Origin of the sequence: Streptomyces sp. NRRL B-1140 (assembly GCF_001280065.1) — a bacterium.
In the GTDB taxonomy this organism is placed as follows: domain Bacteria; phylum Actinomycetota; class Actinomycetes; order Streptomycetales; family Streptomycetaceae; genus Streptomyces.
This window is the reverse complement of sequence record NZ_LGEA01000047.1, coordinates 142,450-167,639: the sequence shown is the minus strand read 5'-3', so window position 1 is coordinate 167,639 and position 25,190 is coordinate 142,450. Positions and strand designations below refer to the sequence as shown.

The 25,190-nt window shown below is 70.1% G+C and carries 18 protein-coding genes and 3 pseudogenes; 8 read left to right on the top strand and 13 right to left on the bottom strand.

Going from position 1 to position 25,190, the window contains the following annotated elements:
* The first annotated feature begins 171 nt into the window (after positions 1–171).
* Positions 172–501 carry a CU044_2847 family protein gene (locus ADK65_RS07545; RefSeq protein ID WP_053669019.1) on the top strand — a complete coding sequence of 110 codons (330 nt, stop codon included), beginning with the start codon at positions 172–174 and terminating at the stop codon, positions 499–501.
* Complete coding sequence (locus ADK65_RS07540) at positions 494–4,876, top strand: tetratricopeptide repeat protein (RefSeq protein WP_234352818.1); 4,383 nt, start codon at positions 494–496, stop codon at positions 4,874–4,876. Before ADK65_RS07545 ends, ADK65_RS07540 begins: the two co-directional genes overlap by 8 nt.
* Here the strand turns inward: ADK65_RS07540 and ADK65_RS07535 are convergent.
* The gene (locus tag ADK65_RS07535) at positions 4,871–5,338 is read right to left on the bottom strand and encodes a hypothetical protein (RefSeq protein ID WP_159038739.1); all 468 of its coding nucleotides are present in this window, start codon (positions 5,336–5,338) and stop codon (positions 4,871–4,873) included. The genes ADK65_RS07540 and ADK65_RS07535 overlap by 6 nt on opposite strands.
* Before the next feature lie 5 nt (positions 5,339–5,343).
* The gene (locus tag ADK65_RS07530) at positions 5,344–8,175 is read right to left on the bottom strand and encodes a tetratricopeptide repeat protein (RefSeq protein WP_053669016.1); all 2,832 of its coding nucleotides are present in this window, start codon (positions 8,173–8,175) and stop codon (positions 5,344–5,346) included.
* Positions 8,176–8,255: 80 nt separating this feature from the next.
* On the opposite strand from ADK65_RS07530, the gene ADK65_RS07525 reads away from it, so the two are divergent.
* Entirely contained in the window at positions 8,256–9,224 is a 969-nt protein-coding gene (locus tag ADK65_RS07525; protein ID WP_053669015.1) for a hypothetical protein, read from the top strand.
* 4 nt (positions 9,225–9,228) lie between these two features.
* Here ADK65_RS07525 and ADK65_RS39875 read toward each other — a convergent pair.
* The 7 genes and pseudogenes from ADK65_RS39875 to ADK65_RS07495 all read right to left on the bottom strand — a co-directional run bounded on the left by ADK65_RS39875 (position 9,229) and on the right by ADK65_RS07495 (position 15,585).
* Positions 9,229–10,308 (bottom strand): annotated as a pseudogene (locus ADK65_RS39875) (hypothetical protein).
* A gap of 155 nt (positions 10,309–10,463) precedes the next feature.
* Positions 10,464–10,577, bottom strand: a pseudogene (locus ADK65_RS36870) (XRE family transcriptional regulator); the annotation flags it as partial.
* Positions 10,578–11,474 (bottom strand): hypothetical protein, encoded by an 897-nt coding sequence (locus ADK65_RS38755; RefSeq protein WP_053669014.1) that lies wholly within the window; start codon positions 11,472–11,474, stop codon positions 10,578–10,580. It lies immediately after the preceding pseudogene.
* Between the two features lie 403 nt (positions 11,475–11,877).
* Positions 11,878–12,171 (bottom strand): ANTAR domain-containing protein, encoded by a 294-nt coding sequence (locus tag ADK65_RS07510; protein ID WP_053669042.1) that lies wholly within the window; start codon positions 12,169–12,171, stop codon positions 11,878–11,880.
* 839 nt (positions 12,172–13,010) lie between these two features.
* Positions 13,011–13,319, bottom strand: a complete 309-nt coding sequence (locus tag ADK65_RS07505; protein ID WP_053669013.1) for an STAS domain-containing protein — start codon at positions 13,317–13,319, stop codon at positions 13,011–13,013.
* Between the two features lie 653 nt (positions 13,320–13,972).
* The gene (locus tag ADK65_RS07500) at positions 13,973–14,590 is read right to left on the bottom strand and encodes a hypothetical protein (protein ID WP_053669012.1); all 618 of its coding nucleotides are present in this window, start codon (positions 14,588–14,590) and stop codon (positions 13,973–13,975) included.
* A 575-nt stretch (positions 14,591–15,165) separates the two neighbouring features.
* Positions 15,166–15,585, bottom strand: a complete 420-nt coding sequence (locus ADK65_RS07495; protein ID WP_053669011.1) for a hypothetical protein — start codon at positions 15,583–15,585, stop codon at positions 15,166–15,168.
* A gap of 754 nt (positions 15,586–16,339) precedes the next feature.
* Between ADK65_RS07495 and ADK65_RS07490 the strand changes: the two genes are divergently transcribed.
* Positions 16,340–16,825: a hypothetical protein gene (locus tag ADK65_RS07490; protein ID WP_234352821.1), complete on the top strand. Its 486-nt coding sequence runs from the start codon at positions 16,340–16,342 to the stop codon at positions 16,823–16,825.
* A gap of 340 nt (positions 16,826–17,165) precedes the next feature.
* On the opposite strand, the pseudogene ADK65_RS39130 reads toward ADK65_RS07490, so the two are convergent.
* Positions 17,166–17,279, bottom strand: a pseudogene (locus tag ADK65_RS39130) (IS5/IS1182 family transposase); the annotation flags it as partial.
* A 598-nt stretch (positions 17,280–17,877) separates the two neighbouring features.
* Positions 17,878–18,882 (bottom strand): NAD(P)H-dependent flavin oxidoreductase, encoded by a 1,005-nt coding sequence (locus ADK65_RS07485; RefSeq protein ID WP_053669009.1) that lies wholly within the window; start codon positions 18,880–18,882, stop codon positions 17,878–17,880.
* A 221-nt stretch (positions 18,883–19,103) separates the two neighbouring features.
* Here ADK65_RS07485 and ADK65_RS07480 point away from each other — a divergent pair, with 221 nt between their 5' ends.
* Positions 19,104–20,345 carry an ABC transporter substrate-binding protein gene (locus tag ADK65_RS07480; RefSeq protein WP_078955849.1) on the top strand — a complete coding sequence of 414 codons (1,242 nt, stop codon included), beginning with the start codon at positions 19,104–19,106 and terminating at the stop codon, positions 20,343–20,345.
* A 122-nt stretch (positions 20,346–20,467) separates the two neighbouring features.
* Here the strand turns inward: ADK65_RS07480 and ADK65_RS07475 are convergent, their stop codons facing one another.
* Together ADK65_RS07475 and ADK65_RS07470 are read right to left on the bottom strand one after the other, a co-directional pair.
* A complete protein-coding gene (locus ADK65_RS07475; protein ID WP_053669007.1) occupies positions 20,468–21,379 on the bottom strand; it encodes a hypothetical protein in 912 nt (303 codons plus the stop codon).
* A gap of 357 nt (positions 21,380–21,736) precedes the next feature.
* Complete coding sequence (locus ADK65_RS07470; RefSeq protein ID WP_053669006.1) at positions 21,737–22,111, bottom strand: hypothetical protein; 375 nt, start codon at positions 22,109–22,111, stop codon at positions 21,737–21,739.
* Positions 22,112–22,361: 250 nt separating this feature from the next.
* Here ADK65_RS07470 and ADK65_RS07465 point away from each other — a divergent pair, with 250 nt between their 5' ends.
* From ADK65_RS07465 to ADK65_RS07455, 3 genes are all read left to right on the top strand, one after another.
* The gene (locus ADK65_RS07465; RefSeq protein ID WP_159038738.1) at positions 22,362–23,567 is read left to right on the top strand and encodes an NlpC/P60 family protein; all 1,206 of its coding nucleotides are present in this window, start codon (positions 22,362–22,364) and stop codon (positions 23,565–23,567) included.
* Between the two features lie 342 nt (positions 23,568–23,909).
* A complete protein-coding gene (locus ADK65_RS07460; RefSeq protein WP_053669004.1) occupies positions 23,910–24,365 on the top strand; it encodes a carboxypeptidase regulatory-like domain-containing protein in 456 nt (151 codons plus the stop codon).
* 100 nt (positions 24,366–24,465) lie between these two features.
* Positions 24,466–25,185, top strand: a complete 720-nt coding sequence (locus tag ADK65_RS07455) for an N-acetylmuramoyl-L-alanine amidase (RefSeq protein WP_053669003.1) — start codon at positions 24,466–24,468, stop codon at positions 25,183–25,185.
* Positions 25,186–25,190: the final 5 nt, after the last annotated feature.

Below are 25,190 nucleotides of genomic sequence, written 5' to 3'. Positions count from 1 at the left end.
TCCCCTGCGGACCCTTGTCGTTCCTGGTAAGGCCTCCGCCGCTGCGCGACACGGCCTGCTCCGGACCCAGCGGCCGACTGACCCTGACGTATCACCGCAAACCCGCACGCAGCCGGAGTTCCCCCACTATCCTGCACGGACAGCGTCCGGTGGAGTTGATTCGGGGGATTCATGGCCGAGTTGGTGCGATTCGATGGTCCTGACGGGGCGTCGCTGATGGTGGAGGTGGAGGACGACGACGCGGGACTCGAGCTCATCTCCCGCGATCCGAACGGCGTCGTGCGGGCCGGCCGCCGGTTGGAGGAGGCTCTGGCCTCGGTCCGGCCCGCCCTCCGGTCGGTCGTCGACTCCGTTGCAGCCCTCGCTCCGGACGCGTACGAGGTCGAGTTCGGGATGAAGCTCAACGCCGAGTCCGGCGTCGTCGTCGCCCGGACGGCCCTCGAGGGCCACTTCAGCGTCAGGCTCCAGTGGAGCGGACCCGCTCGAACCCCCGGTGAGTGAAGCGGTGTCCGCCGTGCGGGAGCGGCCCCCCTGGCTGGTGAGCGTCCGGCGTTCCCGGGACGACAACCCGGTCGGCGCCGGTCTGCTGGTCACCCCCCACCACGTGCTGACCTGTGCGCACGTCGTACGGCCGGGCAGCGTGCTCGGTGTGCCCGACGATCCGGTGTACGTCGAGTTCCAGTACGCCCAGGAGCACGGCGCGATCCCGGCCACCGTCGTGCCCGACGGCTGGCACCCGGCCACTGGGTCCGACTCCGGGGACATAGCGGTGCTGGAACTCGGTGCCCCGGCACCGGCCGAAGCCGAGCCCGCACCGCTGCGCACCACCGACCCCGGCACCTGGGACCACCGTTTCCGCGCGTACGGCTACCCCAAGGAGCATCCCCGCCAAGGTGTCCCCGTCCGGGGCGAGATCATCGGCCATGCCGGCGGCGAGTGGCTGCAGGTGGAGGCGAGCCCGCACACCGGATGGGCACTGGAACAAGGCTTCTCCGGATCCCCGGTGTGGGACATGAACAGCCAGGGCGTGGTGGGGATGCTCGTCGCCCGTGACTCCGTGTCCAAGGTCGACCGGCGCACGGCCTACGCCATCAAGGTCGAGACGCTGGTCCGGTACTGGCCCCCGCTCGCCGCGCAGGTACGCGACGCGACGACGGGGGAACTGCGCAACCGGCTGGAGAGCCTGCTGTGGATCCCGCTGGCCGGGGACGGGCGGATCCCCCGGATCGACGAGGTGGACCCGTACGACATCGGTGTCTCGCGATCCAAGTACAGCAACCGTCCGGGCGAGGCACCCTACGTGCCGCGGCATCCGCAGGACGGGCAGCTGGACGCCGCCCTCGCCGAGTCCCGGTTCGTCGTCCTGGCCGGCCGCTCCAAGGCCGGCAAGTCCCGCACCCTGTACGAGGCGTTGCTGCGGACGTCTCCGGGGGCCCGGCTGATCGTGCCGCGTCCCGACGGCCCGGAGCAGCGGGCACTGGACGACCTCAGCCGGCTGACGCTGCCGACCGGGCAGGACTCGAGCGTGCTCTGGCTGGACGACCTGCACCGCTACCTGCGGCCCGGCGGTCTGGACCTGCAGATCCTAGACCGGCTGACGCGCCGGCACCCCGCCGTCACCGTCGTCGCCACCATCCCGGCCAAGCAACGGGCCGCGCTGACGGCCATGGAGAACGACGTCGGCCGTGTGTCCCGGACCGTTCTCGGCAAGGCGCGCACCGTCGAACTGCCGTCGCGGCTGGGGGCGGCGGACACCGCGGTCGCCCGGGACCTGTATCCGGGCGAGGACTTCGCGGCCCGCGGCATCGGGGAACTCATGGTGGCCGCCCCCGCCCTGGAACAGCGCTTCGCCGACGGAGCCGAGAGCTGCCCCGCCGGCTGGGCCCTGGTGAAGGCGGCCACGGACTGGCAGCGGATGGGCATGACCGAGCCCGTCCCCGAGACCGTGCTGCGCGAGCTCTTCGGCGCCTACCTCGGTGCACACCAACCGCAGTTCGACGCCGACGACGAGCTGTACCTGACCGGGCTGACCTGGGCCCGCGAACCGGTCGCCGGCGGCATCGCCCTGCTGCACCGCGTCCCCGGCCCGGACGGCGGGCCCGCGTACGTCGGGTCGCCCTACCTGTCCGAGTACCTGGACACCCGCTCCGACGACCCGTCCGCCGCCGTGCCCCTCCTCGCCTGGGAGCACCTCGCCGAACGCCGGCCCGCCGCGGACCTGCTGCACAGCGCGTACGTGGCCCTGATGCGCGAGGAGCCGGAGGTTGCCGAGCGGATGTTCCAGCAGGTCGTGCAGACCAGTGGAGACCGGGACAGCGCGGCCTGGGCTTCGCTGATACTCGGTGAGATACACCTCTACCAGGGCGACTTCGCGCGCTCGGCGGCCCTGTTCGACACAGCGGCCTCCTCGGGAGTGGAGGACGTGGTCCCGCTGGCCCAGGTCGACCTGGCCGGGGTGCTCATGGTCACCGGTGACCGCACGGGGGCGCGAGCCCTGCTGGAGACCGCCGTGGCCTCCCGGGACCCGCAGGTCTCGCAGATGGCCCAGGTCGGGTTCGCCCGGCTGCTGGCGGAACAGGGCGAGGCGGAACGGGCCGAGGAACTGCTGGAAGCGGTACTGGCGGCGGGGGACACCGAGGTGACGACGCTGGCCCAGACCCAGTGGCTTCGCGTGGTGACCGGTGAGGCGCGCAACGTACGAGCGGCCGGACGGACGGGCCGTGAGCGGGTCAAGCCCGGCGCCGGAGCGGGTGCGGCCCGCGCCGACTCCGCGGAGCTCGGGGAGCAGCCGTGGGCCCTGTCCCGGGCCCTTGGAGAGTCGATCGCCGGCCAGATCACCGCTCTGGCCTCGGTGAACCTCGGCGGAATCTACGCCCACCAGGGCAAGCTCGACCGAGCCGAGGAACTGCTGAAATCGGCGGCCGACAGCGGCGGATACCATGCCGCCCCGCAGGCCCAGTCGGGACTCGGCGAGCTGTACATCCTGCAGGGCAGGTACGCGGAGGCCGAGGAGATGCTGGAGGCCGTACTGCGCTCCGGGCATCCGCTGCTCGTCCCGGTCGCCCAGGTCGCCCTCGGCATCGCACTGCTCCAGCAAGGCGACGACGCACGGGCGTTGCCCCTGCTGCGCGAGGTGGCCGAGCTGGGACACCCCGACCAAGGACCGCGGGCGGCCTGTGTCCTCGGCGAGTGGTACACCGCCCAGGAGGACGCCGGAGCCGCCCGGGAATGGCTGGGCCGCGCGGTCGGTTCCGGCCACCCGGACTGGGCCCACACCGCCCGTGTCGACCTGGCGTTCGTACTGGCCACCCAGCAGGACGACCTGGACGGGGCGCGGGAGTTGCTGGCGGAGGTGACCGGGTCCCGGCACCCGGAGCAGGCGCCGCGCGCGGCGGACATCCTGGGCGAACTCCTGGCGGCCGAAGGCCACGCGCAGGAGGCCGAGGAGGCCTACCGCGTCGCGATCGGCTTCGGGCACCGGGACTGGACGCAGCTGGCCCGCATCAACCTGGCCGCCCTGCTCGCGGCCCAGGCGCCGGACACGACCCGGGCACGGGAACTGCTGACGGAGGTGATGCACTCCGGGCACCCGGAGCAGGCGCCGCGCGCCGGGGACATCCTCGGTGACATCCTGGCGGCTGAGGGCCGGGTCAGGGAGGCCGAGGAGGCCTACCGCGCCGCGATCGACTCCGGTCACGGCGAGTGGTCGCTGATCGCCCGGCTCGACCTCGCCGTCATGCTCGCCGACAACGAGGACTTCTCCCGGGCGGAGAGCCTGCTGCGTGTGGTCGCCGAGTCGGACAACGCCACCGCCGTGGCTTGGGCGACCACCCTGCTCGGCATGGTTCACGTGCACGGCGGCCGACGCGCCGAGGGCCTGCGTCACCTGCGGCAGGCGGGCGAGACGGGCGAGGTGCCCGTGGCTCAGATGGCCCGGTTCCAGCTGGCGAAGTTCCTGCTCGACGACGGAGAGAACGATGACGCCCGGGAACTGCTGCGGTCCGTGGTCGAGGACCAGCCTTCGGACGTCACCGAGGTCGCCCGCGCCTACCTCTGCGTGCTCCTGCTGCGTGAAGGATCCACCGCGGCCGCCGAGGAACTCCTGCTCGGCGTGGAACGCTCGGGCGACGCGGAGGCGATCGCCGTGGCCTACCTCGGCATGGGCGAGTACCTGCTGGACGTCGGCGAGGTACAGGCCGCCGGAGAACTCCTCGAGGGCGCGCTCAGCGTGGCGGATCCGGAGACCGCGCCCCGGGCTGGCGCCCTGCTCGGCGTCGTACGGCGTTCCGACAACGAACTGGAAGAGGCCCGGCGTCTGTTGTCCGACGCGCTGGACACCGGGGACCCGGACGTCGAACCGCTGGCGAGACGGTATCTGGGCAGCACTCTGTTCCGTATGCGCCTGCTGCGAGAGGCGGAGGAGGTCCTGCTGCCGCTGGCCCGTTCCGATGACGGCGAGCACCGCCTGCAGGCACTCCGATTGCTGGGGCAGGTGCTGGTCGCGGACGGCAGGCCGGAGGAGGCCTGTCCGTGGTTCGAGGAGGCCATCGCGTGCGGCGATCCGGAGACGGAGTCCGCCTCCCGTTACGACTTCGCCGAGTTGCTGCTCAGCATGGGGCAGCGGGAGCGCGCCCGGGAGGTGTGGGCTCCGGAGGTGTCCGAGGAGGACGAACCGGCGCAGGCCCGGCCCGGCCTCCGCCCCCTGGAGGAGTCCGTCGCCACGACCGAGGCGGCGAAGCCGCCCGGGCCCGCTCAGCATCCGCTGCCTGCGGCCGTGCTGTCGCTGCTGGGCGACGTGGCGTCCGCGGAGGGAGACGAGGACGAGGCCCGGTACTGGTATGGGCTCGCTCAGCCCCGCACCGGGTCCTCCTCATGAACCGCCGGGCAGTGAGTTGCTGAACGCGCTCACCCCGGGGATGCCCCGTTCCAGGGACCGCACCTTGAACAGGTCCTCGTAGATCCGGTGCAGAGCCCCGGCCTGTTCGCCGGCCGGAAGCAGGGCCGCCTGGTCCACCCGGTCGAGCAGGACGGCGTAGCGCGAGCGCATGTTCAGGTGCCACCGCCAGCGTGCGCCGAAGTCTAGGGCGCGGGCCACCGCGATGAGGAACGTGGCCACGCCCGCCGCCACACGGGCCCAGGTGGAGTAGTCCACCGGCAGCACGGTCGCCACCGTCGTGGCGGCCATGGCCGCCATCGTGCTGCCGTTGTGCAGCAGCGAGTCGCGTTTACCGCCGTGTGGTCGCATCGCCAGCTTAATACTGGCCGTCAGACGGGCCCTCTGCTCGGAGAGGTCCTGCGCGGCGGGCTCGGATGCGTCGGGCGCAGATGCGTCGGGCAAAGGGGTCAGCCTCCATCCAGCCGGTTGAGGAACGCACGCGTGGCCAGGGTGACGGTGTGCGTGGCGCCCAGCACCCGCGTCTGGTCGTTCGCGACCTGCCGCAGCAGGGCGAGGGCCTCGGACCGCCGGTGTGCGCGCAGCAGGTGCACGGCGTAGTTGCTGCGGACCGTGAGGACGTCGGGGTGCTCGTCGCCGTAGACCCGCTCCATCGCGGACACGAGCTCCGCCGACTGGGCGAGAGCCTCCTCGTGGCGCCCGCACTCCGCCGTGAGCTCGACCAGGTTGGCCCGGGCCGTGAGGACGTGCCGGTCGTGTGCCGGAAGGCGCGCCGCCATCTCGGGCACGAGTTCGGCGAGGGCGCTGCGTGCCTCCTCCTGCCTGCCTTCCTGCTTCAGGCGGTAGGTGATGTTCAGCCGCAGCAGGAGCACGCGCGCGTCACCGGCCCCCAGCACCCTGGTGGCGGTGGGCAGCATCTCCTCCAGGTAGGTCCGGCCGAGGGCCGGATCCCGCGTGCCGATCAGCCAGGCGACGGTCTGCTGGGCTCCGAGCGTGTCGGCGTGCGCGGGCCCGTGGACCTGCTGCACGTCGGACACGAGCGCGTGAGCCTGCTCGAGGCGCTCGTCGAGGTCGCCCCCGTCGTCCCACCGGATGAGGTCGTGGCGCACAGCGAGCGTCGCGGTGTGACGTGGTCCGAGCGCTGTTCGGCAGTCGTCGGCCAGTCGGCGTGCGAGGGCAAGCGCCTCGGCCCGCCGTCCCGTCGCCTCGGTGCAGCCGCTCAGCTGGTGACGGGCTGTCAGGGACTCCGCGCTCCGCTCACCGAAAGCGTCGGTGAGGCGCGGCAGCCACGCACTCCAACGGGCCAGGTTGTCGGCGGGGCGGGCCGCGGTGCGGCACTGCAGCCCGTGCAGTACGGCCTTTTGCCGGCCGGCCCGCCACAGATGCTCGGGCTCCGCCGCCAGGGCGTAGTCGAACGGCTGGGTCCCGTGACCCTGTGTCTGGTGCGGCACACGGGCGTGCAGCACATCGGCCAGCGCGCCGTGCCCGTCGGTCACGCGGACCCGGCGGGACGGGGGCAGCGGTTCCTCGGTGCCGTCCGGCTCCGGTGGGCCCATGAGGTCCTCGAACAGGTCCAGGTCGTCACCCGAGGTGAGGTGTTCGACGAGCAGGGCGTGGAAGAAGCCCACGAGTTCCTCGTCCGTGCCCGCTGCGGAGCGCACGAGCAGTCCCTGGAGCCGCACCAGGACGTCTCGCACCAAGTGGGCGGGCTCCGGTCCCGCCAGCAAGTGGACGGCCTCCATGAGGAGGGACATCGGCAGCACGGGCCCCGGACCCGCGGCCGCCAGTACGGTCAGCACCGCGTCGAGGAGCGGGTCGCCCCGGTCCGGACGGGTCCTCGCCGCATCGAGGGATCGGTCGAACGCCGCGCCGAGGGAGCTCGGCAGGTCGTCCGCCGTTTCCAGAGCGCCGGCGACGTCCGCGTAGGTGCGTGCGGCCAGCCAGTTGCCGTCGGCGCGGTCCAGGATGGTCGCGTGCAGGTGCGGGGGCACCCCGCGCTCGGTGAGGTAGGAGGCCAGCTCGGCGCGGGTGGCGGTGCCGAGGGCGAACTCCCGGGCACCGTGCGGCAGTCGCGTCCCGGTCCGTGCGGTGACCAGGAGGGACACATGCTCCAGCCGCGGATTCGACGCCAGGTCGTCCAAACCCGCCAGCACCGGATCGTGCGCGGTGGCGCTCAACTGGTCGAGCCCGTCGACGACCACGCGTGCCGGTTGCCCGAGGAGGGCGAGGGGGCCGAGGACCTGGGCGTGCAGCGCGTCGAGGCCGGCCAGCACCGCGTCGGGCGTGGTCTGCCGGAACGTGCTGACAGCCGCCGGGAAGCCTGGCAGTCGGCGCAGGTCACGGGCCAGTTCCTCGGCGAGGGTCTCGGGCGTCGTCGCAGCGGTCACGACGGCCACCGCGTCGTGCTGCGCGGCCTGCGAGGCGACGAACGCCGACTTGCCCTGGCCGGCGGGCGCGGTGACCGCCACGGCGCGATGGCCGTCGAGTTGCCCGGCCAGCGTGTCGGCCCCGGCGGTCGGCCGGTACCAGGTGAGCAGGTCGGCCAGCCGCTCGATACCGCGGCGGGCCCGTGAGGCGTTCAGGGTCAGCCACAACGAGGGGTCGTTGTAGGAGACTTCGGTTCCGCGGTCGTAGACCCGATGGGACGGGTGCTGGGCGCGTAGCTGCCCGCACAGCAGGGGCAGCGCCGAGTGCGCGGTGAGGAAGGCCCGGGGCGTTCCGGTCCCGCTGCGCATGAGCCGGGCGAGGGCCGCGGTGAAGGCGCAGGCGAAGGCGGCGCCGGAACCGGTGGAGACGAGCACCTCGAATCGCTTCCCCGTGCTTCGGGCGATGTCCTTGAAGACGTCCCCAAGCACGGTCAGGACGTGCCCGGACTCACAGGCGTCGAGTACCAGGACGAGCCCGTCGAGGTGCGGATGTTCCAGGAGCAGGTCGGTGAACGACTTCCCGAGCGCGTACGCCGACTCCGGCTTGCCGACCGACGACTTCCGGGTCATCAGGTGGAAGTCCGAAGCGGTCGCGAATCCGTGCCCGGTGAAGGCGACGAACAGCGTCGCGCCGTCCGCCGAGGCCCGGGCGACGGCGGTGCGCAGGCCCTCCTCCAAGGCGGAGGCGTCGGGATCGAGCAGGAGCGAGGTGCCGTCGGGAAGAGCCGGCCGGCAACCGCCCAGGGCCGGGTCCCGGAACACCGCGTCGAGATCGGTGACCGCCCGGCCCAGACGCGAGAGGTGCTCCTGTGTGTCGCACTGCGACCCCACCAGCAGACACCGCCGTTCCCCCATGGGAGGAAGCCTGCCATGTGAGGATGGGGTGTGTCAGCGGGTTGGCGACGCAGGCGCGATCACCAAGGGGGGAAGGGCACATGGCCGAGATCGTCCTCGTACATGGGATCGACCATGAACAGAGTGTCGCCGGGACACTGGAGTCCGAGTGGCTGTCCGCCCTGGCGCACGGACTCACCAAGATCAGCCGGGAGGACCTCGCGACGAGCGTGTGGCACCGTGGCCTGCCGGGTGCCGTCGATGTCCGGATGGCCTTCTACGGGGACGTCTTCCTCTCCCCGGAGGGGGAGGGGCTGACCGCGGAGGAACAACAGGAGATCGAGCGGCGCCTCATCCTCCGGGACGAAGCGACCTCGCGGTACGTCCTCGAGAACGCCGCCACCAGGTCGACGGATCCCGGACAGCGTGCCATCGCCGCGCGGGAACTGGACAGGCTACGCGGGACCCCGCCGGAGCCCATGGGAGTCAGGTCCGCGACCCGCGCCGTGACCCACGCACTGCTGCGCCTGCCGTACTTCGGCGACGCGGCCCTAGCGGCGCTCGGCGCCGCCAAGCCGCCGGTCCGCCAGATCTCCCGGTACTTCGGTGAGGCGCGGATCAGACGCGACGTGCTGGACCGGGTGCACAAGTACCTGGACGCGGGCACCAAGGTGGTGATCGGGCACTCCCTCGGCTGCGTCGTCGCCTACGAGGCGCTCTGGGAGCGAGCGGACGCCGGCCACAGGAAGGGGCCCGAACTCCTCCTCACCCTCGGCTCTCCGCTCGGCATCCACCCCGTCCGCCGTCAGCTGGCGCGCCGGCCCTACGGGCCCCCGACGGGACTGCGCCGCTGGGCTAACTTCGCGGATCCGGACGACATCGTCGCCGCGCACCATGACCACACGAAGCTTTTCCCCGATCCGCACCACCACGACCCGGACCGCCGGACCGAGATGACTGCCAAGCCGGTCACCGTGGACAACGGAAGCTCCCCGCACACCGGAACCCACTACCTCGTCAAGAAGGGATGCGCTCTACGGATCGCCGAGGCCCTCGACGCCCGGCGCTGACACATCACGGCCGCGGCGAGCCGCACTCCGGGAAGTCCGGCAGCCGGTTGTCCGGCGAGTCGATGCAGAGGGTGGAGATGTACCCGCCGTACTGAGGCAGGAAGGCCCACCACTCGCCGCTGCAAGTCGGCACGGCGACCACCTGGCCACGGGTCCGGCCCCGACCAACACCTCGACACCGGCCGGGAGTTGCGTGATCAGGGCGTCTCCCGTGGACGGGCCCTCGCGGACGTGCACGAACTCGCCCCGGGTGCCGTGCCACGTCCCCGCGGGCAGCACCGCGCCCGGCACGCTCAGCGACCGCGTGAGCCGGCCGAGGTCGGTGTACGCCTTGCCGTACGACGTCCCCACCGGATGCAGCGTCAGCACGGCCATGATCGCGCGGTCGTCCGCGCCCACCGTGCCGGCGGTGTGCAGCGCGGGCGCGTGAGATCCACGTCCGCGACGGCACCGGCACGGGGGCGGCGGCCGGTCCCCGCCGCGGCCTGTGCGCCCGCCTCGAACGCCCCCGACCAGACCTGTTCACCGCCCAGGGCCGCTCGAACGCCCCGGCGATGTCGAAGTGCTGGTCGAAGTGGTCCGAGGCGCGGCGTGTCGAGCGGCGCAGGCTGTCCATGACGAAGTCCCGCACGGGTTCGGGCGCCTTCTCCAGGACGTGGCGGTAGATCGTCACGGTGTCCCGGGCCACAGGCGCGGTGTAGCCCCACTACCGTTCGTGACCGGCGGGCGGTGGCGCGGTGTCGCGCAGGTCCAGCCGAGCCGACATCCGGTCGATGATCGCCGAGCCGCCGCACGTCGCCCAGTAGTGGCTGGCTGCCGCGTCGTCACTGCTGCGCAGCATTGGATCCAGCCGGGCCAGGTCGGCCTCGGGGATGGTGTAGCCGGGGCCCCGGTCCCACAGGAAGTCCAGGGCCAGCAGCAATTTGACGACAGAGGCGGACCGGAACCGGGCGCTCGCGTCGATCTGCTCGGTGAACGTGCCCGTCCGGCGGTCGAAGACGGCTGCTCCGGCGGTGACGCCGTCCGGTACTCCGGCGGTCCGGGCGGCCGCCCCCGGCTGCGCCCCTGGAAGGCGTTTTGTCATGCATGGATCAGGATTTGGTACTCACCTCGAGTGTTGGCTGGTGGAGGCCGCGGTCGTTGGACACGGCACGTGTGCATGAACATCCGAGCCCCCACGGATACGCAAGCGAGCCCGGACCAACTGGGCCGGGCTCGCGGCCTGTTCGGGGCGGGCTGCTACAGGTCGAACTCGAGGTGTTCGACGTCGGTGAACCGGACCTCTTCCAGGCTGCCGACGCGGCGGCCGCCGTCCTGGAAGTAGGCCTCCTTGAGGGCTTCGGCCGCGATCTCCTAGAGTTCGGTGTCGCTTCGCGATCGACCGGCGATACGCGGCCAGGAGGCGGGGTGCACGACCGGCGTGCGCAGACTCCCCAGCCAGCCCAGCAGCCGCAGCAACTGCAGGTGGCTGTGAGGGGTCAGGGCATGGGCTTCGTCGACGACCACCGTCTTGCCCGACAGGGCCAGCAACCGCTGCACGCTGAACTGCACGGGCAGCACCGCCATCCGCGCCTGATCGACGGTCGCCGCACTGAACTGGGCCAGCAGCGCAGCGTCCTGGCTGCGCATGAAGCCCTCCGGCGCGGTCACGCGCTCCCCCGCCTCGGTAGGCTCCCGCGCACCGTCGTCCGGTCCGACCGCACCTGGTTCGGCCAGTGCCGAAATGTCGGCCCGGTGGGTGCCGTCAGGCATCAGTGCCGTCAGAGCACCGGCAGGATGAGCCTGCCCACCGGCCGCCTCGGTCGTGAGCCGCGCATCGGTGTATGCAGCATTCAGCCCGCTGCGGCTGTGGACCAGCGTGACCGGAGCCCGCTCGGGCCGGTGGGCGCGCACATACGCTTCCAGCATCTCCCACGCCGCGTCGGTGATCGCCGTGGTCGGCATCAGCCAGGCCACACCGGCCGTGCCACACCCGCCATTCCAGATCCGGCCGACCTCCAGGGCGGCGACGCTCTTACCCGATCCCGTACCGTCGGCGATCACCGTGATGCCGACGCCGTACTCCCCCACCAGGCCAGGAATCTGAGCCATCAGTGAGGCCTGCAGATCATTGGGGCCCTTCAAGTGCGGGTGCGCGGAGGTGAACGGCACCGGCTCCAGATCGACACGCTCCAACTCCGCATCCTCAACCGCCTCAACCGCCCGAGCGCGGGCACCCGCGAAGTGCTCGGCCGCACCGAACGCCGGCATGTGCGCTGCATCCACCCAATGCCCGCGCTGCCCACTGGACAGGCTGCCCCGGGGAGCGCCTGCGACTCCCCCCGAGCGGGGGCGCTGCGCTTAGGGTCGAGTGCCGTCGATGTGCTCGAGCAGCGTTCGGGCTTCGACGGTGCGGCGGTGGTCCGGGCCGAAGGAGGCCAGGCAGGCATCATGAGCGGCTGCAGCCTGGCGACGGGCATCGAAGCACGTCGCAACCCCAACAGGGCCATAGCAGAAACCAGTTCGACGGCGCCCGTTTCCGGATGGCGCTGGCCCACGGGCAGAGCGCGGTACAGCTTGTCGGCCCGGTGCACTCGGTGAGGGCCTTCTCGTAGCGGGCTTGGCCGTTGAGGCTGCGAGCCAGGCCGAGTCGCAGGACGAGGGACACCCGCCACTAGCCAGGCTGGCCCACGCCGTCCCCGGCATCCAGATGCCGCTTTAGGGCCGCTTCCGGCTCCTGGTCGACCGGCGGTGGCAGACGATCCTTCCCCAGCGCCCAGCCGAGCACCGTCTCCGCGACTGTGTGCAGCCTGGTGTTGGTGTGCTGGGAGACCTCCCGCAGCACCTCGAACCCGGCCGCTGGCTCAAGCCGGTGCACCGCCACGAGCACGCCGATGGCCTGATCGACCGTCGCATGCGAATCGACCGCCCGGCGCAGCTGCGCGTTCTCCCGTTCCAGCCGGCTCACTGCGTCATCATGACCGTCCACGGGCAAGAGGCGCTGCGCACGGGAAGTCGTCCTCACCGGCTCTCCATCAAGAGGTCTGGTCTACTTCCCAGTACGCCTGCCCGTTCCCGGAGCCGCAAGACATCCCGCATGCCAGGCGAAGATCACACACGAGGGGCGGGGTCATTTGGGCGCACAGCAGGCGAGGCGCGACACCGTGACCGCAGCCCGGTGAAGACTTCGAGAAGCGCACGACGCTGAGCGGAGACCGGTGAGCTCGCCGGTCGGTAGAGAGCGCTTCCCCAGTGAGCGGGGTACCTCGTTGTCGGACGTCGACCTCGATGTGGAGTCCGAGCGTCGGCTGGAGGTGTACGACGCGATCTCGAGCGGTTCGGGCGGGAGCGGACCGCGGTCGCCGGCATGCCCGAGACCTGCCGGGCGCGGCGCGCCTTGGGCTTCCCTGTCCAGTTCAGCGTGTTGAGTTCCAGGCTGACCGGAACGGCCTTCCCTGGGTGGCAGTTCGAGGCCGTCCGGGTACGGCCTCACCGCCTTGAGCAGGAGCAGGAGCAGCAGTGACACCCGCCGACGGCCGGTCTGTGCCAGGTGATCCTGGTCGCTGGCGTCAACTGTCGGCCCGGGGCTCATACCAGTGCCGACAGCACGCCGTCCGGGTCCCTGACCCGGCTTCCGCTCTGCCGTGTACGAAGCCCCTTAGCTGAGACGTCCTCGTGGCATGGAGCAAGGGCATCGACCGCTCCGTGCGCGGGGGCGTGACCGAGATGGGCATCGACCCGCCTTCATCCAGGAGCTCTGACAGAAGATCCGGCCGGAGCCAGCAGGGCCCGGGGCGGGTCTGCGGGTCACCGCCGGGCTGCAGAGCCCGGGCTGATGGCTCCATGCTGTCGCTCGGTGTCGAACGCGCCCTCAAGGTCCGTGACGGCCAGCAACCGACGTAAGGCCGGCCGGGCCCCCGACAGCACGAAATGCGTCCCCGATTGCAGGCTGGCCTCTCTGGCGGTCACCAGAGGGGCCGGCCGCTGATCCAGGCGCTGGCCGACGACGCAGACCAGCTGCGGGCCCGTCAGCAGATCCAACTCTCCGACAACGCCCAGCATGACCGTGCTGCCCTCACGAAGAGCCAACGTGGTGATCGACGGCCGGCCGCTCATCGTGCACCCTCCCCGATCGCGCCGGCAGAGACGGGCGTGCTGCAGATCCGCGTATCCATGCCTCACATGTGCCCTGGGACGCCGACCTCTCCCCGGCATTCGCGCTGTCGGGCAATCAGCACAGGTCCTCAGCAGACCAGTCGGCGTGCGCCAGCGCCTGCTGACGCAGGGACTCCGCGAGCTCACGCTCCCCACTCCTTCCACTGCAGAACCGCGAGGCGTTCAAGCAGTGGAACTCCGGCGACGACCCGGCCGACGGCTGCACCAACCTCCGCGACGAAGTCCTCATCGACGAAGCCGTCGAAGCACCAGCTGTCGGCCCCAGGTGCCGGATCACCGGCGGCGGCTGGTGGTCGTACTACGACCAGACCACGGTCCCCTCCGCCTCCGGCCAACGACGCCCACTGCCAGTACGCCGCAGAATGGACCGCCACCAAACTCCGCTAAGACCTCATCGCCTGCGACACCGAACACGCCACCCTGAACGACCTCGCCACTGCCTGCCCCGACCAGACCTTCACCTACACACCCGCCACCTGAGACATCCAGCCCCTGATTCGTACGTGCTCTTGGAGAGGTGCACAGCCGGGCCCCGGAGTGTCCGGACTGTAGATGTGCCTTGCGGTCGGTGTGCCCGTGCTTCGTGCAACAGGTCAGGATCCGTCGCATTGGGGTGCGTCCTGCGCCGACATGTTCCAAGCTTCCGAGCTCACCAGGGTGGGCCGCCCGGACGGTGCCCATGCGTCCATGCGCGCCAGGGCCCCGCCGCTGTTACGGATCCAGGCCTTGCTCATCGGATCCATGAACTCCAGTCGGAGTTGGGCCAGGTCCCCTTTCGTCAGATGCACCGACGGCTGTTCCACGGCCATGGAGTTGAGCAGCGCCTGATTCGGTACGGCGATTTGCTTGCAGGGCTGGAGGAGGTCCAGGTCCCATGTCACCTTGTTCGCCGGGAGCGTGAGCCGCATCGCCATGACGCGGGAGCTTCCGTTCACCACGATCACTTCCGAGCCCATCCGGTAGAAGTCGACGAGGTTTGCGTACGCCTTCTCACGGTCCGCCTTGGACCGGCTCTCCTCCGCGACCGCCCGTTGCTCTGCTTTCTCGGCTCGCTGGTCCTCCCTTCCGGCGTACAGTTCGGCCCGGATGCCGAGAATCAGCCCGGCCATTGCCGCCACCACCGTGACGGCACCGACCGCGAACCGCCCGAGATCCAGCACAGTGACGCGGTACGGGCCAGTACTGGGCTCCTCGGAGGCGTCCGCATCCATGGATGGTGCGGACTCCCCCTGTGGGGCCGCAACCTGTGCTGTGACGGGCCCTGTCCCGGGTGGAGACGCATTCCGCGGTGGGCTGCTGCCGTCACCGGACCCGGAAGCCTGTGCCACAGGAGTGGGCGGACCGTCAGAGGACCTCGGTCCTCGCTGGGACTCCGTCGAACTCGCTGCACCTTCGTTTGGGGCCATGCGGCAAGAATGCCCAGACTCCCCAGCCCTGGAGGCCTGTTGCAATATATGGTCTGGATTCGGCACTGTTTGACCGCCTGGGTTTCGGTCAGCCGGGATGTCCGGGCAAGCCGGGCGGGCAACCACCTCAGGGCGGCGCTGCCGGAGGCCGACAAGCCGACATCCGGGGGCGGCTCGCCCGGATGTCCCTGGGCTGCCCGGCCACTTCCTGCTCGGCCGGCCACTCACCTCCGCCATGCCCGAGAGCGACTGCTACGCCGCCCGGACCGCCTGCCCTGTCACCACACCACGAGCGACAGCGCAGGCGGTATGCCGCGCAAGGCGCGGCTCCAGGGGCCGAGCGCCCTCGTGCGCGGGTGCGGTCTCAATCCTCCCGGGCGTCACCGCGCGCGGGCGGTCCGCGCCTCGCGCTCATCGGCGATCCGGTCCAGTTCGCGCATGGCCTCGGCGTGGGCGCTCATCCGCCGACTGACGCTGCCGCTGGTGAACAGGACCGCTCCGGCCACGGACACCGGCACGGACAGTCCCAGTACGACCACGGCCTCCGGCCAGTCGCGCTCGTTCTGGCAGTAGTCGCCGTGGATCAGCCCCTCGTTGGCCGTGCCGCGCTCCGTCATCAGCCGCGGCTCGCATTCAACGGGATACCGGTCGTCTGGCTTGCGGTCCACCTCGTACGGGGTAAGGAGCAGCAGGGTGAACCAGCTCCACAGCAGCCCGGCCACGACCAGCAGACCGATGCCCCAGGCTCGGGTCCGGTCGGCCCGGTCACGGGAGTCAAGGTCGTACTCACTTGATCTCACGACGGGTGAATCTATCAACAGCTTCCGTTGCATGCGCCGTAGCCCAATCTCGTCGTCGGCGAGTCGAGTTGCCAACGCAGCGCGATCGCCGTGCGAACATGGCCTTCCGGCTCAGCGCGCGACGAGAGCAAACGCTGGCGTCTTCGAAGGCCGGTGCGGGGCGGCCCTGTTGGTCGTTCCCGGGCCCGCCGGGTTCCAGGGTGCCGTGGCAGCACCCGCGTATGGGGAACCGTCTCAATCCTGGCGCCGTTGGGCGGCCTCGATGAGCAATGGCGCAGTTCGGATCCACTGGTGGGGACCTTGAGTGATAACGGCGTACCCCCTGCCGTATCGGTAGGAGGCGGCTGCGCGAGCGCTGAGTTCGGGCAGCGTGCCGGGGCTGCAGTGGTACGACTCGCACCATCGCTGAGATCTCGGTCTCTCTCGACGGCTTCGTCACCGGGCCCGACCAGGTCCGGACAACGGTTGGGCACGGGCGGCGAGGCCCTGCACACCTGGGCGTTTCCGACGACCCGGACGACCGTCTGATCCTGCGCGAGCGACCGTCCGCTCGGGCGCCGTGATTCTCGGCCACCGCTTTTTCGACGTGGTCGATGAGACGAAGGGCTCGGACGACACATCGGGCTACGGCGCCGGTGAGGTCGGCAAGCCCGCATTCGTCACCGCTCACCGCTCACCGAGTACCCGACAGGTTCCGACAAGGGAACCGACTACTCGATCATCCGCGTCAAGCCAAACTGGTACTGAGGGGAAGATGCGTATGAAGAAGCGGGGCATCCTGCTGTGCGGTGGCGTACTCGCCGTGGCCGGGATCGCTGCGGCGGTGTCGTGGAACTGGTTGCGGGCACCGTATGCCCTGGCCAGTTCACCGAAGGTGGACGTGACGGTGCGTGCGGAGAAGTCCGTGTACCCCGACGTACAGGAGACGGCCGAGGAGGTCGACACCCTCATCCGGATCTATGTGCAACGGCTCAAAGACGGCGACGCCGAGGGACTCGCCGAGCTAGCCGGGCCGGCGTACAAACAGCCCGGACCGGCCGCAGCCAAGTATGTGCGCGAGTACGGCGAAGCAGCGAGCGGGCGGGTCGAGGTCTCTGTGCCGGAGGGATCCGTCGACTACTTCAACCCGGTGACGGTGGCGTACGAGGAGACCGGCCAGCGGCAGAACTTGCTGTTGGTCAAGGATGACGGACACTGGTGGATCGGCCTCGGCGACGGCGATCCGGCAGCCAGCAAGTAACGACAGTCACGGAAGGCGCCCGGAGGTTGCTTCACCCGAACCTCCGGGCCCCTTCGCCAGCCAAGGATGAAGCCTCCGAGCACACCCGCGACGGCGGCCCCGGCGCAGAGCCGCCCTATCGGGGTCCGGCCCGCTTCGAGGTCGGTGACCACGAGCGTTTCTTCGGCTGCTTCGCGTGTTCTGACGCCTGCGCGCACGATGATCGTGGTGGATCAGTCGGAGGAAGGCTTCCCCCTGTGCGCCGAGACAGCTGAACGCACGCGCTCCTGGACCTGGTGCCTCAGGCGCGCCGGACAGCTCTCATGCCTGGCAGTCGTTGCGGTTGCCGGGCAACGGTCGGCCGACGCGGTTGGAGTGCGAGCGACGGTGCAAGGTGGCCGAGGCAGCGGCCGGCTGCCGATTTCGTCACCCCGGACAGCGGCGTCGACTGCCTCGGAGTCAGGTTCGTCCGCCAGCGGCGATCGATGGTCTGCTCGACATGTTCATGGCCGCCTATGGCGTCTGGCCTGAGCCCTCGCGGGCTGGGGCGGCTCCCGGCAGCGATCAGGGTCGGTGGCCCAGCAGCGCTTCGCGCATTCTGCGCGACCGCCGCTTCGGCGTCGGTCTGGCCCGAGGCGGACGTGGAGCTGCAGCACTGGGGCCGATGCCGAGCTCGCTCGTGCCTGAGCCACGTCCGTGGCCTGGGCCGGCCGCCCTGACGGGGGGCGTGTCCGAGGTCCCCTGCGGGAGCGCCAGCACTTCCGGCAGGCCTGGCCATCTGGCCGAGGCCGGTGACCGTGCGCCGTCTGACCAGGGATCCGAGTGGACCGGCACCTCCGCAGCGACCGATTCGCTCCGCTGCCCACTGTTGTGCAGGGTGTGCCACGCCCCCTCAGCAAGATCACCCCGCCCGCTCGGTACGGGCTCCGAGAGCGGGCCGCTTCCCTCCCCCGCATTGACCGAAAGCCCCGCCTGCCGCACGTCGGGCACTCGCGCACCGCCCACCGGCCTCACGCTCGCGGCTGTGGCAGCAGCCGATACCACACCCCAGAACCAGCCAAACGGGCCGGACGTCAGGAAGAGGCGGAACCGCCGGGGCCGGGCCGCCCGCCCGTAGCGGTGCAGGCGTCGGCTGTTCGGCGGAGGATGATCTCCGCGTCGTCGACGATGCGCCGCACGATCTCGGCTGCGGGAAGGACGTCGTGCACGAGGGCGGCGGACTGTCCCGTGAAGGGGAGGAACTCGTGTCCCCGGCCGGTGAGCATGGCCTCCACGAGTCGGGGGCCCGCCTCGTCCGGTCGCACCCGTTCGGGATGCTCCTCGGCCTCCTCGACGAAAGGTGTACGCAGGGAACGGGGGAAGCCGTAGGCGCCGGGGCGCGAGAAGGGCGGCATGAACCTGTCGCTGTGAGCCAGCTTGACCGTGTCGCGCGCCTCGGCGCGGACGATCCGGTCCTTCCACTCCTCGGCGATGTCCATCTCAGCCGACGCGAGCAGACGGGTACCGATAGCCACGCCCTGCGCACCGAGCGCCAGCGCCGCCGCCAGCCCCCGGCCGTCGGCAATGCCACCCGCTGCGACAACCGGGGTCCCGCCCGCGATGTCCACGACCTGCGGCACGAGCACCATGGTGGCCACCTCACCGCCCTGGCCCCCCGCCTCGCCGCCCTGGGCGACGACGACGTCCGCGCCCGCCCGAACGGCCTGCTCGGCCTGCCGGACGTCCATGACCTGCTGGATCCACAGGATGCCGGCGTCATGGGCACGCTCGATCAGGTCGTCGGGAACGCCGAGGTGGAACGAAATGCAGGCCGGATGTTCCTCGAGCGTCGCCTGAAACGCCTCCTCGTTCAGAGGGCGCAAGGTGTGGTTGACGGCGAAGGGCCGGTCGGTCAGCTCCCGCATCCGGGCCCACTGGCGGCGCAGGTCGGTGAGCGGACGCACCGCCGTGCCCAGACTGCCCAGGGCTCCCGCACCACTCACGGCGGCGGCTAGATCCACCTGTTCGAACGGGCCGTAGGGCGCGCCGATCACGGGCAGTTCGATGCCGAGTACGTCGCACAGGTGCGTCCGGAGCATCGTCACCTCCTACCGGCGCCGCACCTCCTGTCGGCGCCGTGATCGAGCGGAGCGGGCCGTTCACGACCATCGTGACCCGCCGTCGGCGTCGGCGCATATCGACCGGTCGTCGCCGTGGCCGATGATGCTTCTCACGGGAAACGGCGCATGGTGCACACATCCGCATACACACCATGTCATAATGCACGCATATTGCCTTCAAGTGGACATATGGACGTGTCATGGCAAGGCCGCGCATCGCAGTGAGGGCAGCCGTCGCGCTCGCGCTGACGCTGGCCGGGACACTGGCCACGGCGTGCGGCGCAGGCAGTGATGGTTCGAGGACGTTGACCTGGTCGATGTGGGCCAACGGTGGTGAGGAGCAACAGGTCTGGCAGGAACTCGCGGACCGTGTGTCCAACGAGGATCCCCGGATCACGATCAAACTCGAGACCTCGTCCTTCGACGACTACTTCACCAAGCTCGCCACCCGTTTCGACAGCGGCGACGCGCCCTGCATCGTCTCGATGCAGGCGCTGCGCACCACGGGCTACACCCAGGGCATGCTGCCGCTCGACGATCTGATCGCCAGGAACAAGTTCGACGTGAGCGACTTCGACAAGTCCGTCCTGGACGGACTGAGCGCGGACGGCAAGCAGTACGCGCTGCCGTACGACGTCGGCCCGGTGATCCTCACGTACAACAAGGACATGTTCCGCAGCGCGGGGGTGCCGGAGCCCAGAGTGGGATGGACCCTGGCCGAATTCGAGTCGGCCGCCCGCAAGCTGACAGGGGACCGCCAGTACGGATTCGTGGCGGCGCCTCAGGATGTGTCGATGTTCCCCATGGTGCTGACCAGGAGCGGGGCGCAGCCCACCGACGGGGCGGGCAGACTGCGGCTCACCACCCCCGCCATGACCGAGGGCGTGCAGTGGTACGCCGACCTCGCGGCCAAGGAGAAGGTCGCCCCCCGCCTGCCCGCGCCCGATCCGGCCTTCTCCGACCGGGAGTTCCTCAGCGGCAACGTGGGCATGGGGACCAACGGGCCCTGGGCGTTGCTGAATCTGAGGAATCAGGCCGGCTTCCAGGTGGGTCTCACCACGCTTCCCGCCGGCCCCGAGGGCAGCAGGACGTACACCTCCGGTTCCGGGTTCGGCATCTCCACGTCCTGCCCGGATCCGGAGGGGGCGTTCAAAGCGATCACGCTGATGACCGCCAGGAAGCAACTGGAGTGGCTCGGCGGGGTGGGACGTGCTTATCCGTCGCGCGAGTCGGCACAGCACGCGTGGTACGACAACGCCCACCTCGCCGGTGCCCGAGAGGTCCTCGAAGCCGCCAACGCCACGGCGATTCCGCTGCGCACGACGAAGAACTGGGAGCAGGTCAACCGACAGCTCAACCAGTACGGCCCCGACCTCTTCAGCGGGGCGAGCTCCGCGCAGCACGTGCTGGAGCAGGTGCAGGGACAGGCCGGGCAGGACTGACGGGCATCACCCCGCCCGTGGTCCATCCGCAGACCGACGCGCCCGGCCCGGGCGCCGGACCTCGAGAGGTTCGGCGCCCGGGCCGGGCGGCGCGGCTGTGGTCAGGTGCCAGGACGTCGGGGTCAGACCCGGCTGAGGCGGACCGCGACTGTCTCGCTGACCGTCACGGGCTGCTCGTAGTCCGGGTCTGTCGCCGTCGCGCGGCCCTCGACCTCGACGTCCCCCTTCTGGAAGGGGACCGATCCGGTGGGTACGGCCGTACCGGTCCAGGCGACCGGGGCACCCGGGGTGCAGGACACCGACGCGGAGAAGGAACCGCGGATGAGGTCCCGCTTCTTCACCTGCGTGACGTCACCTCCGACGCTCACCCGCACGGGCTTGTTACAGCTCACCGCGCCGTGGAAGGTGGCCTTGCCGTTGAGTGAGCTCGCGGTGCCGGCCAGGGCGATGTCGAGGTCGAGGCCGAGCTCGGCCGGCGGGGCCGGGTTCTCGATGTGGACCTCACCGCGAGCGGCCGGGGTACCTCCCTCGCAGTGCTGCACGAAGGCGGCGTCGAGCTTCTTCACGTAGCCCTGGGGGCCGAACTCCACCGCTGAGACGGTGAAGGTGCCCGTGAGCTGGTTGCAGCCGCGGCCGTTGCCGCTGAGCGACAGGCCCGGTTCGCTCCCGTCGTTGAACGGGAAGCGGGTGGCTCCCGTGTAGGTTCCGGGCGTCAGGGTCTTGCCGGATGGTGCTGCGAGGTTGAGGGTCCACCAGTCGCCGTTCGCTCCGTCGACGGAGACGGTGACCACCCTGTTGTCGGTGTTGCCGGAGACGTTCATGCGGTCCTGGGACGCCGTCGTGTAGGCGTAGGACTGGCCGCCGCTGATGTAGTCGCCCTCGTCACCACTGAAGCTGAAGGAGCCCTCGGTGACCGGCAGGGCGTGCGCTTCGGTGCCGGAGAGCAGACCGGTGGTACCGGTGGCCATGGCCAGCGCCAGCGCGAGGGTGGCGGTGGTGCGGCCCAGGACGCGTCTGGGCAAGCTGAGGTTCATGGAGTTCCCCCTGGTGAGGTGACGTAGGCCCCGTCCGCCGACGTGATGGTTCCGCGTGCGTGCCGTCAGGCATTCGTTCGCACACTTGTCCGCTTACTTCCGTCGACGGAGGCGAGTCTGCCAACCAGGAGGACGAGCCACAACTGTGTTTCAGGTGTAATGAGTTGAGGTTTGGGCCAACACCTGGTGTGGTGAAGGACGGTGGCGGACAGGGCGACCGGGGAGCCCAGTCGGCCTGGGTCTGTCGGCGTGGCCTGCGCACGGGCGGTGCGCCGGTCCGGAGAGGTGATGAGGCCTTCACCCGGCGAGCGGGGGCTTCGTACCGGCTTCCGACGTCGCGCAGGCCATGCCCTTCCATTAGTTGTAGTGCGGCCTCAGATGCAGCGAGTTGATGGGCCCCAGGTCGCGGTACTCGCCGTGTTGGGGAGCGATCGACGACGTACAGTCGTTCGCGTTGTAGCTGAGGCACAGCTCGACCACCGCGCCGTCGTACTGGTTGTTCAGCACCCAGTGGTTGCCCACCTGGTTGCTGAGGTTGTGGGCGCCGTAGGTCCAGTAGATGTGGCTCGGCGAGACGGCCGGGTTCTGGTTCTGCGGATAGACGCAGACTGCGCCGTACGGGCAACCTGCCCAGGTGTCGGCCGGCTTGGCCTGTGCGGTGCCGGTCGTGACGACGACCGCGGTCACGCCGGCAAAGGCCAGCGCGGCGGCGCGCCTCAGCTTGGTGCGCATAGAAGGTGGTCCCTCCGCTGTGAGATCGGGTGATGACCGCAGACCTTACGGAGCGGATGTGCCGGTCAGGTCCTGACAGATGTCAGGGCCGTTCGGCAGCCAGGAACCCGTACGTTCACGGTAGACCACCGAGACCGGGGGGAATGCCGTGGACAGAGCGCGCAGATCACGGGGAACGGGGAAAGCGGGGCGGGGTGAGCGGCGATGGGTCAGCCGGGTACGACTGTTGCTGGCCGCGCTCGTGACAGTGGTGAGTATCGGTCTGCCGGTCGCCTCGGCCGCTCCGGCGACCGCCGCCACCGGATGCGCGCCGTTGCAGTCCGGTGCGAGCCAGGCGGCGCAGGCGGCCGTCCAGGTCGCGTGCCGTTACGTCGGGCAGCAGTACGCCTGGGGTGGTGGCCACGCGCAGGGAATGCCCGGTCCCAGCCAAGGGATATACGATCGCTTCTACCCTGAAACCGCTGCGGATCCGACGTACTGGAGCTTCGACTGCATCGGCCTGGTGCGCTGGGCCTGGTACAAGGCGACCGGCCGGGACATCATCACGGAACGCACGACCCAGGCGACCTTCGCGGCACCGGGGTACGCGCACACGAAGCTGCTGAAGTCGCAAGGGTCGGCCGTGCTGCTGCCCGGCGACATCATGTACTTCGGACCTGAGGGCCTCGGGCCGACACACGTCGCGCTCTACCTCGGCAACGGACTGATGGTCGAAGCACCGGAATCCGGTGCGAAGATCCAGGTCAATTCCATCAACGCCCGCTGGGACCGCTACCAGGGCGCGTTCCGCCCGCACGCCGACGCCGTGCCGATGGTCTGGACCTGGGACGGCCGCGGTTCTTACCAGAAGACATGGGGCCGGCCCAATCTGCGGCAGGACTCCAACACCGGCAGCCGCATCAACTTCACCAACGGCAACGGCATCTCCGTGCAGGTGCGGGTGCTGTGCCAGCGGGTGGGCGAGCGGGCCACGGTCGACGGCATGGTGAACAACGTCTGGTCGTACCTGCCGGACTACCACAGCTGGATCAGCAATCTCTTCGTCCAAGGGCCGGCGTTGCTGAAAGACGTACCGTCCTGCGGTGACTTTCCGGCGATCGGCGGAACTCTGGCCGGCGCGGAGAACAACACGTCCTGCGGCGACGGCACCCAGCCCGACTCCGCGGGCGCGTGGACGGCCAAGTCGACCACCGTCTTCGGCCGAACCGTGGAGCTCCGCTACAACGACACCACCCAGTGCGCCTGGGGCCGCATCACCGGGGGCACGGTCGGCGACGAGATCTGGGTGGACCGCAGTACCGACGGAGGGAAAACCTGGGACCCGATGCTGGGATACACCACCGTCACCTCGGGCAACGACGCGTACACCACCCAGTGGAACGACGCCGGCCTCGTGATGCGCGCCTGCGGCACGAACGGCCGCGGTGGCAGCATCGAATGCACCAGCTGGTTCTGACCGACGGCGCTCAGGTGCGAAAAGCACAAGCAGGGCCCGGGCACGGCATGCGCAGGCCATGAGTCCGGACCCTGATCGAGCGCCCGGGCCCACCTCACGGGGGCCGGGCGCTCATGTCTGCGCCGTGCGGATCATGACGCTCCTGAAGATCGTCCTCCACCCCGCCAGTGACGTCGCTCGGGCGGCCGCCGTCGGACCCGGTGAAGTGGGGTGCGTCCGAGATTGACAGGGTTTGCACGCGGAGCGAACCTGGAATCAGACGCCCTGAACGGCCTCTCAGAAGTCTGCGATTCAACCAGACTTGCGTTCGTCGACTCCGGCCGCGCCCGAGAGGAGCCTCGCATGCACGGGCATGTGCGAACCATCACCGGGGACGAGCCGATCTCCATGATCAAGGTCAGCGTCTACCGCCCCGACCTCACGCTCATCGACCACGCCTACACCGACGAAGACGGTTCGTACAGCGTCGACGTGCCCGCCGGTGAGACGGTCACCGTCCGGTTCGACACCCACCACTCGATCGACAACGCGGACACCTGGCAGCCGTCACTGGTCACCGAGGTGGTGGCCGACGACGCCGTCCCGCTCGACCGCCGTCTGGTCCCCGCGGGCCAGTTCGCGAACACTGCGCGCGGCATCGACGTACTCGCCGCCAACCTCCTGGCCTCGGCCGTGGAAGGGCCGGAGTACGCCGCCCACGCCACGACCCGGCTGACCCGGATCAAGCAGAACACTCTGCTTCTCCAGCACATCCAGGCAGCCCTCCTGGAGCATTTCACGGAGCAAGCCGGCGTCTGACGGGCCGTAACCGGCTCGGCTCATGTCGTCGTGCCGCGCTCCCCCGCCCGGCCTCCGGGCCACCCGTCAGGCGAAGTCACGCAACAGAAAGGACGGCGTCATGCCCGAGAACAACGTCGACGACGACGTGAGGGCGGCCATCGAGCGGACCGACACCGGCGATGGACCCGGCACCGACAACCTCGATGAGCTTCCGGAGAGCGACTTCGTCGGCTTCGCCGACAACGGCGCGGAGGCCGGCCCACAAGCTACCGCCACCATCCCCTACGACCGTCCTGTAGCGGACTTCATCGACGAGCTCAGCGCGACAGGCCACGTCACCCACACGTCGTACAGGAAGACGTCGGTCACGTTGCATCACAACGCCGGCCGGCTTTCGCACCAGGGTGTGCTCGACCTCTGGACGGTACGTCCGGCTTCGGCCCACTTCGACGTGGACGCCTCCGGTGCCGTCGCTCAGTTCGTCAAGGTGCACGAGTACGCCTGGGCCGTCGGCAACACGGCCGGCAACCAGGGCTCGATCAGTATCGAAATGGCGAACGCAACGCTCAAGCCCCACTGGACGGTTGGGGAGACCACCTGGAAGAGCGCCGCACGTCTCGCCGGCTGGCTTTTCGCCGAGGTGATCGGCGAACGCCCCAGCAGGAGCAACCTCTTCTACCACCACCACTGGTCCTCGACCATCTGCGCCGGCCCGCACATGGACCGGATCTACGACGAGGTCCTCGTCGCGGCACAGGTCGCCTACGACCAGTTCAAGGATGCACACCCCACCTCCCGGCCGTATACCGAGCCGATACCGGCGGAACACCGACGCTGACCAGG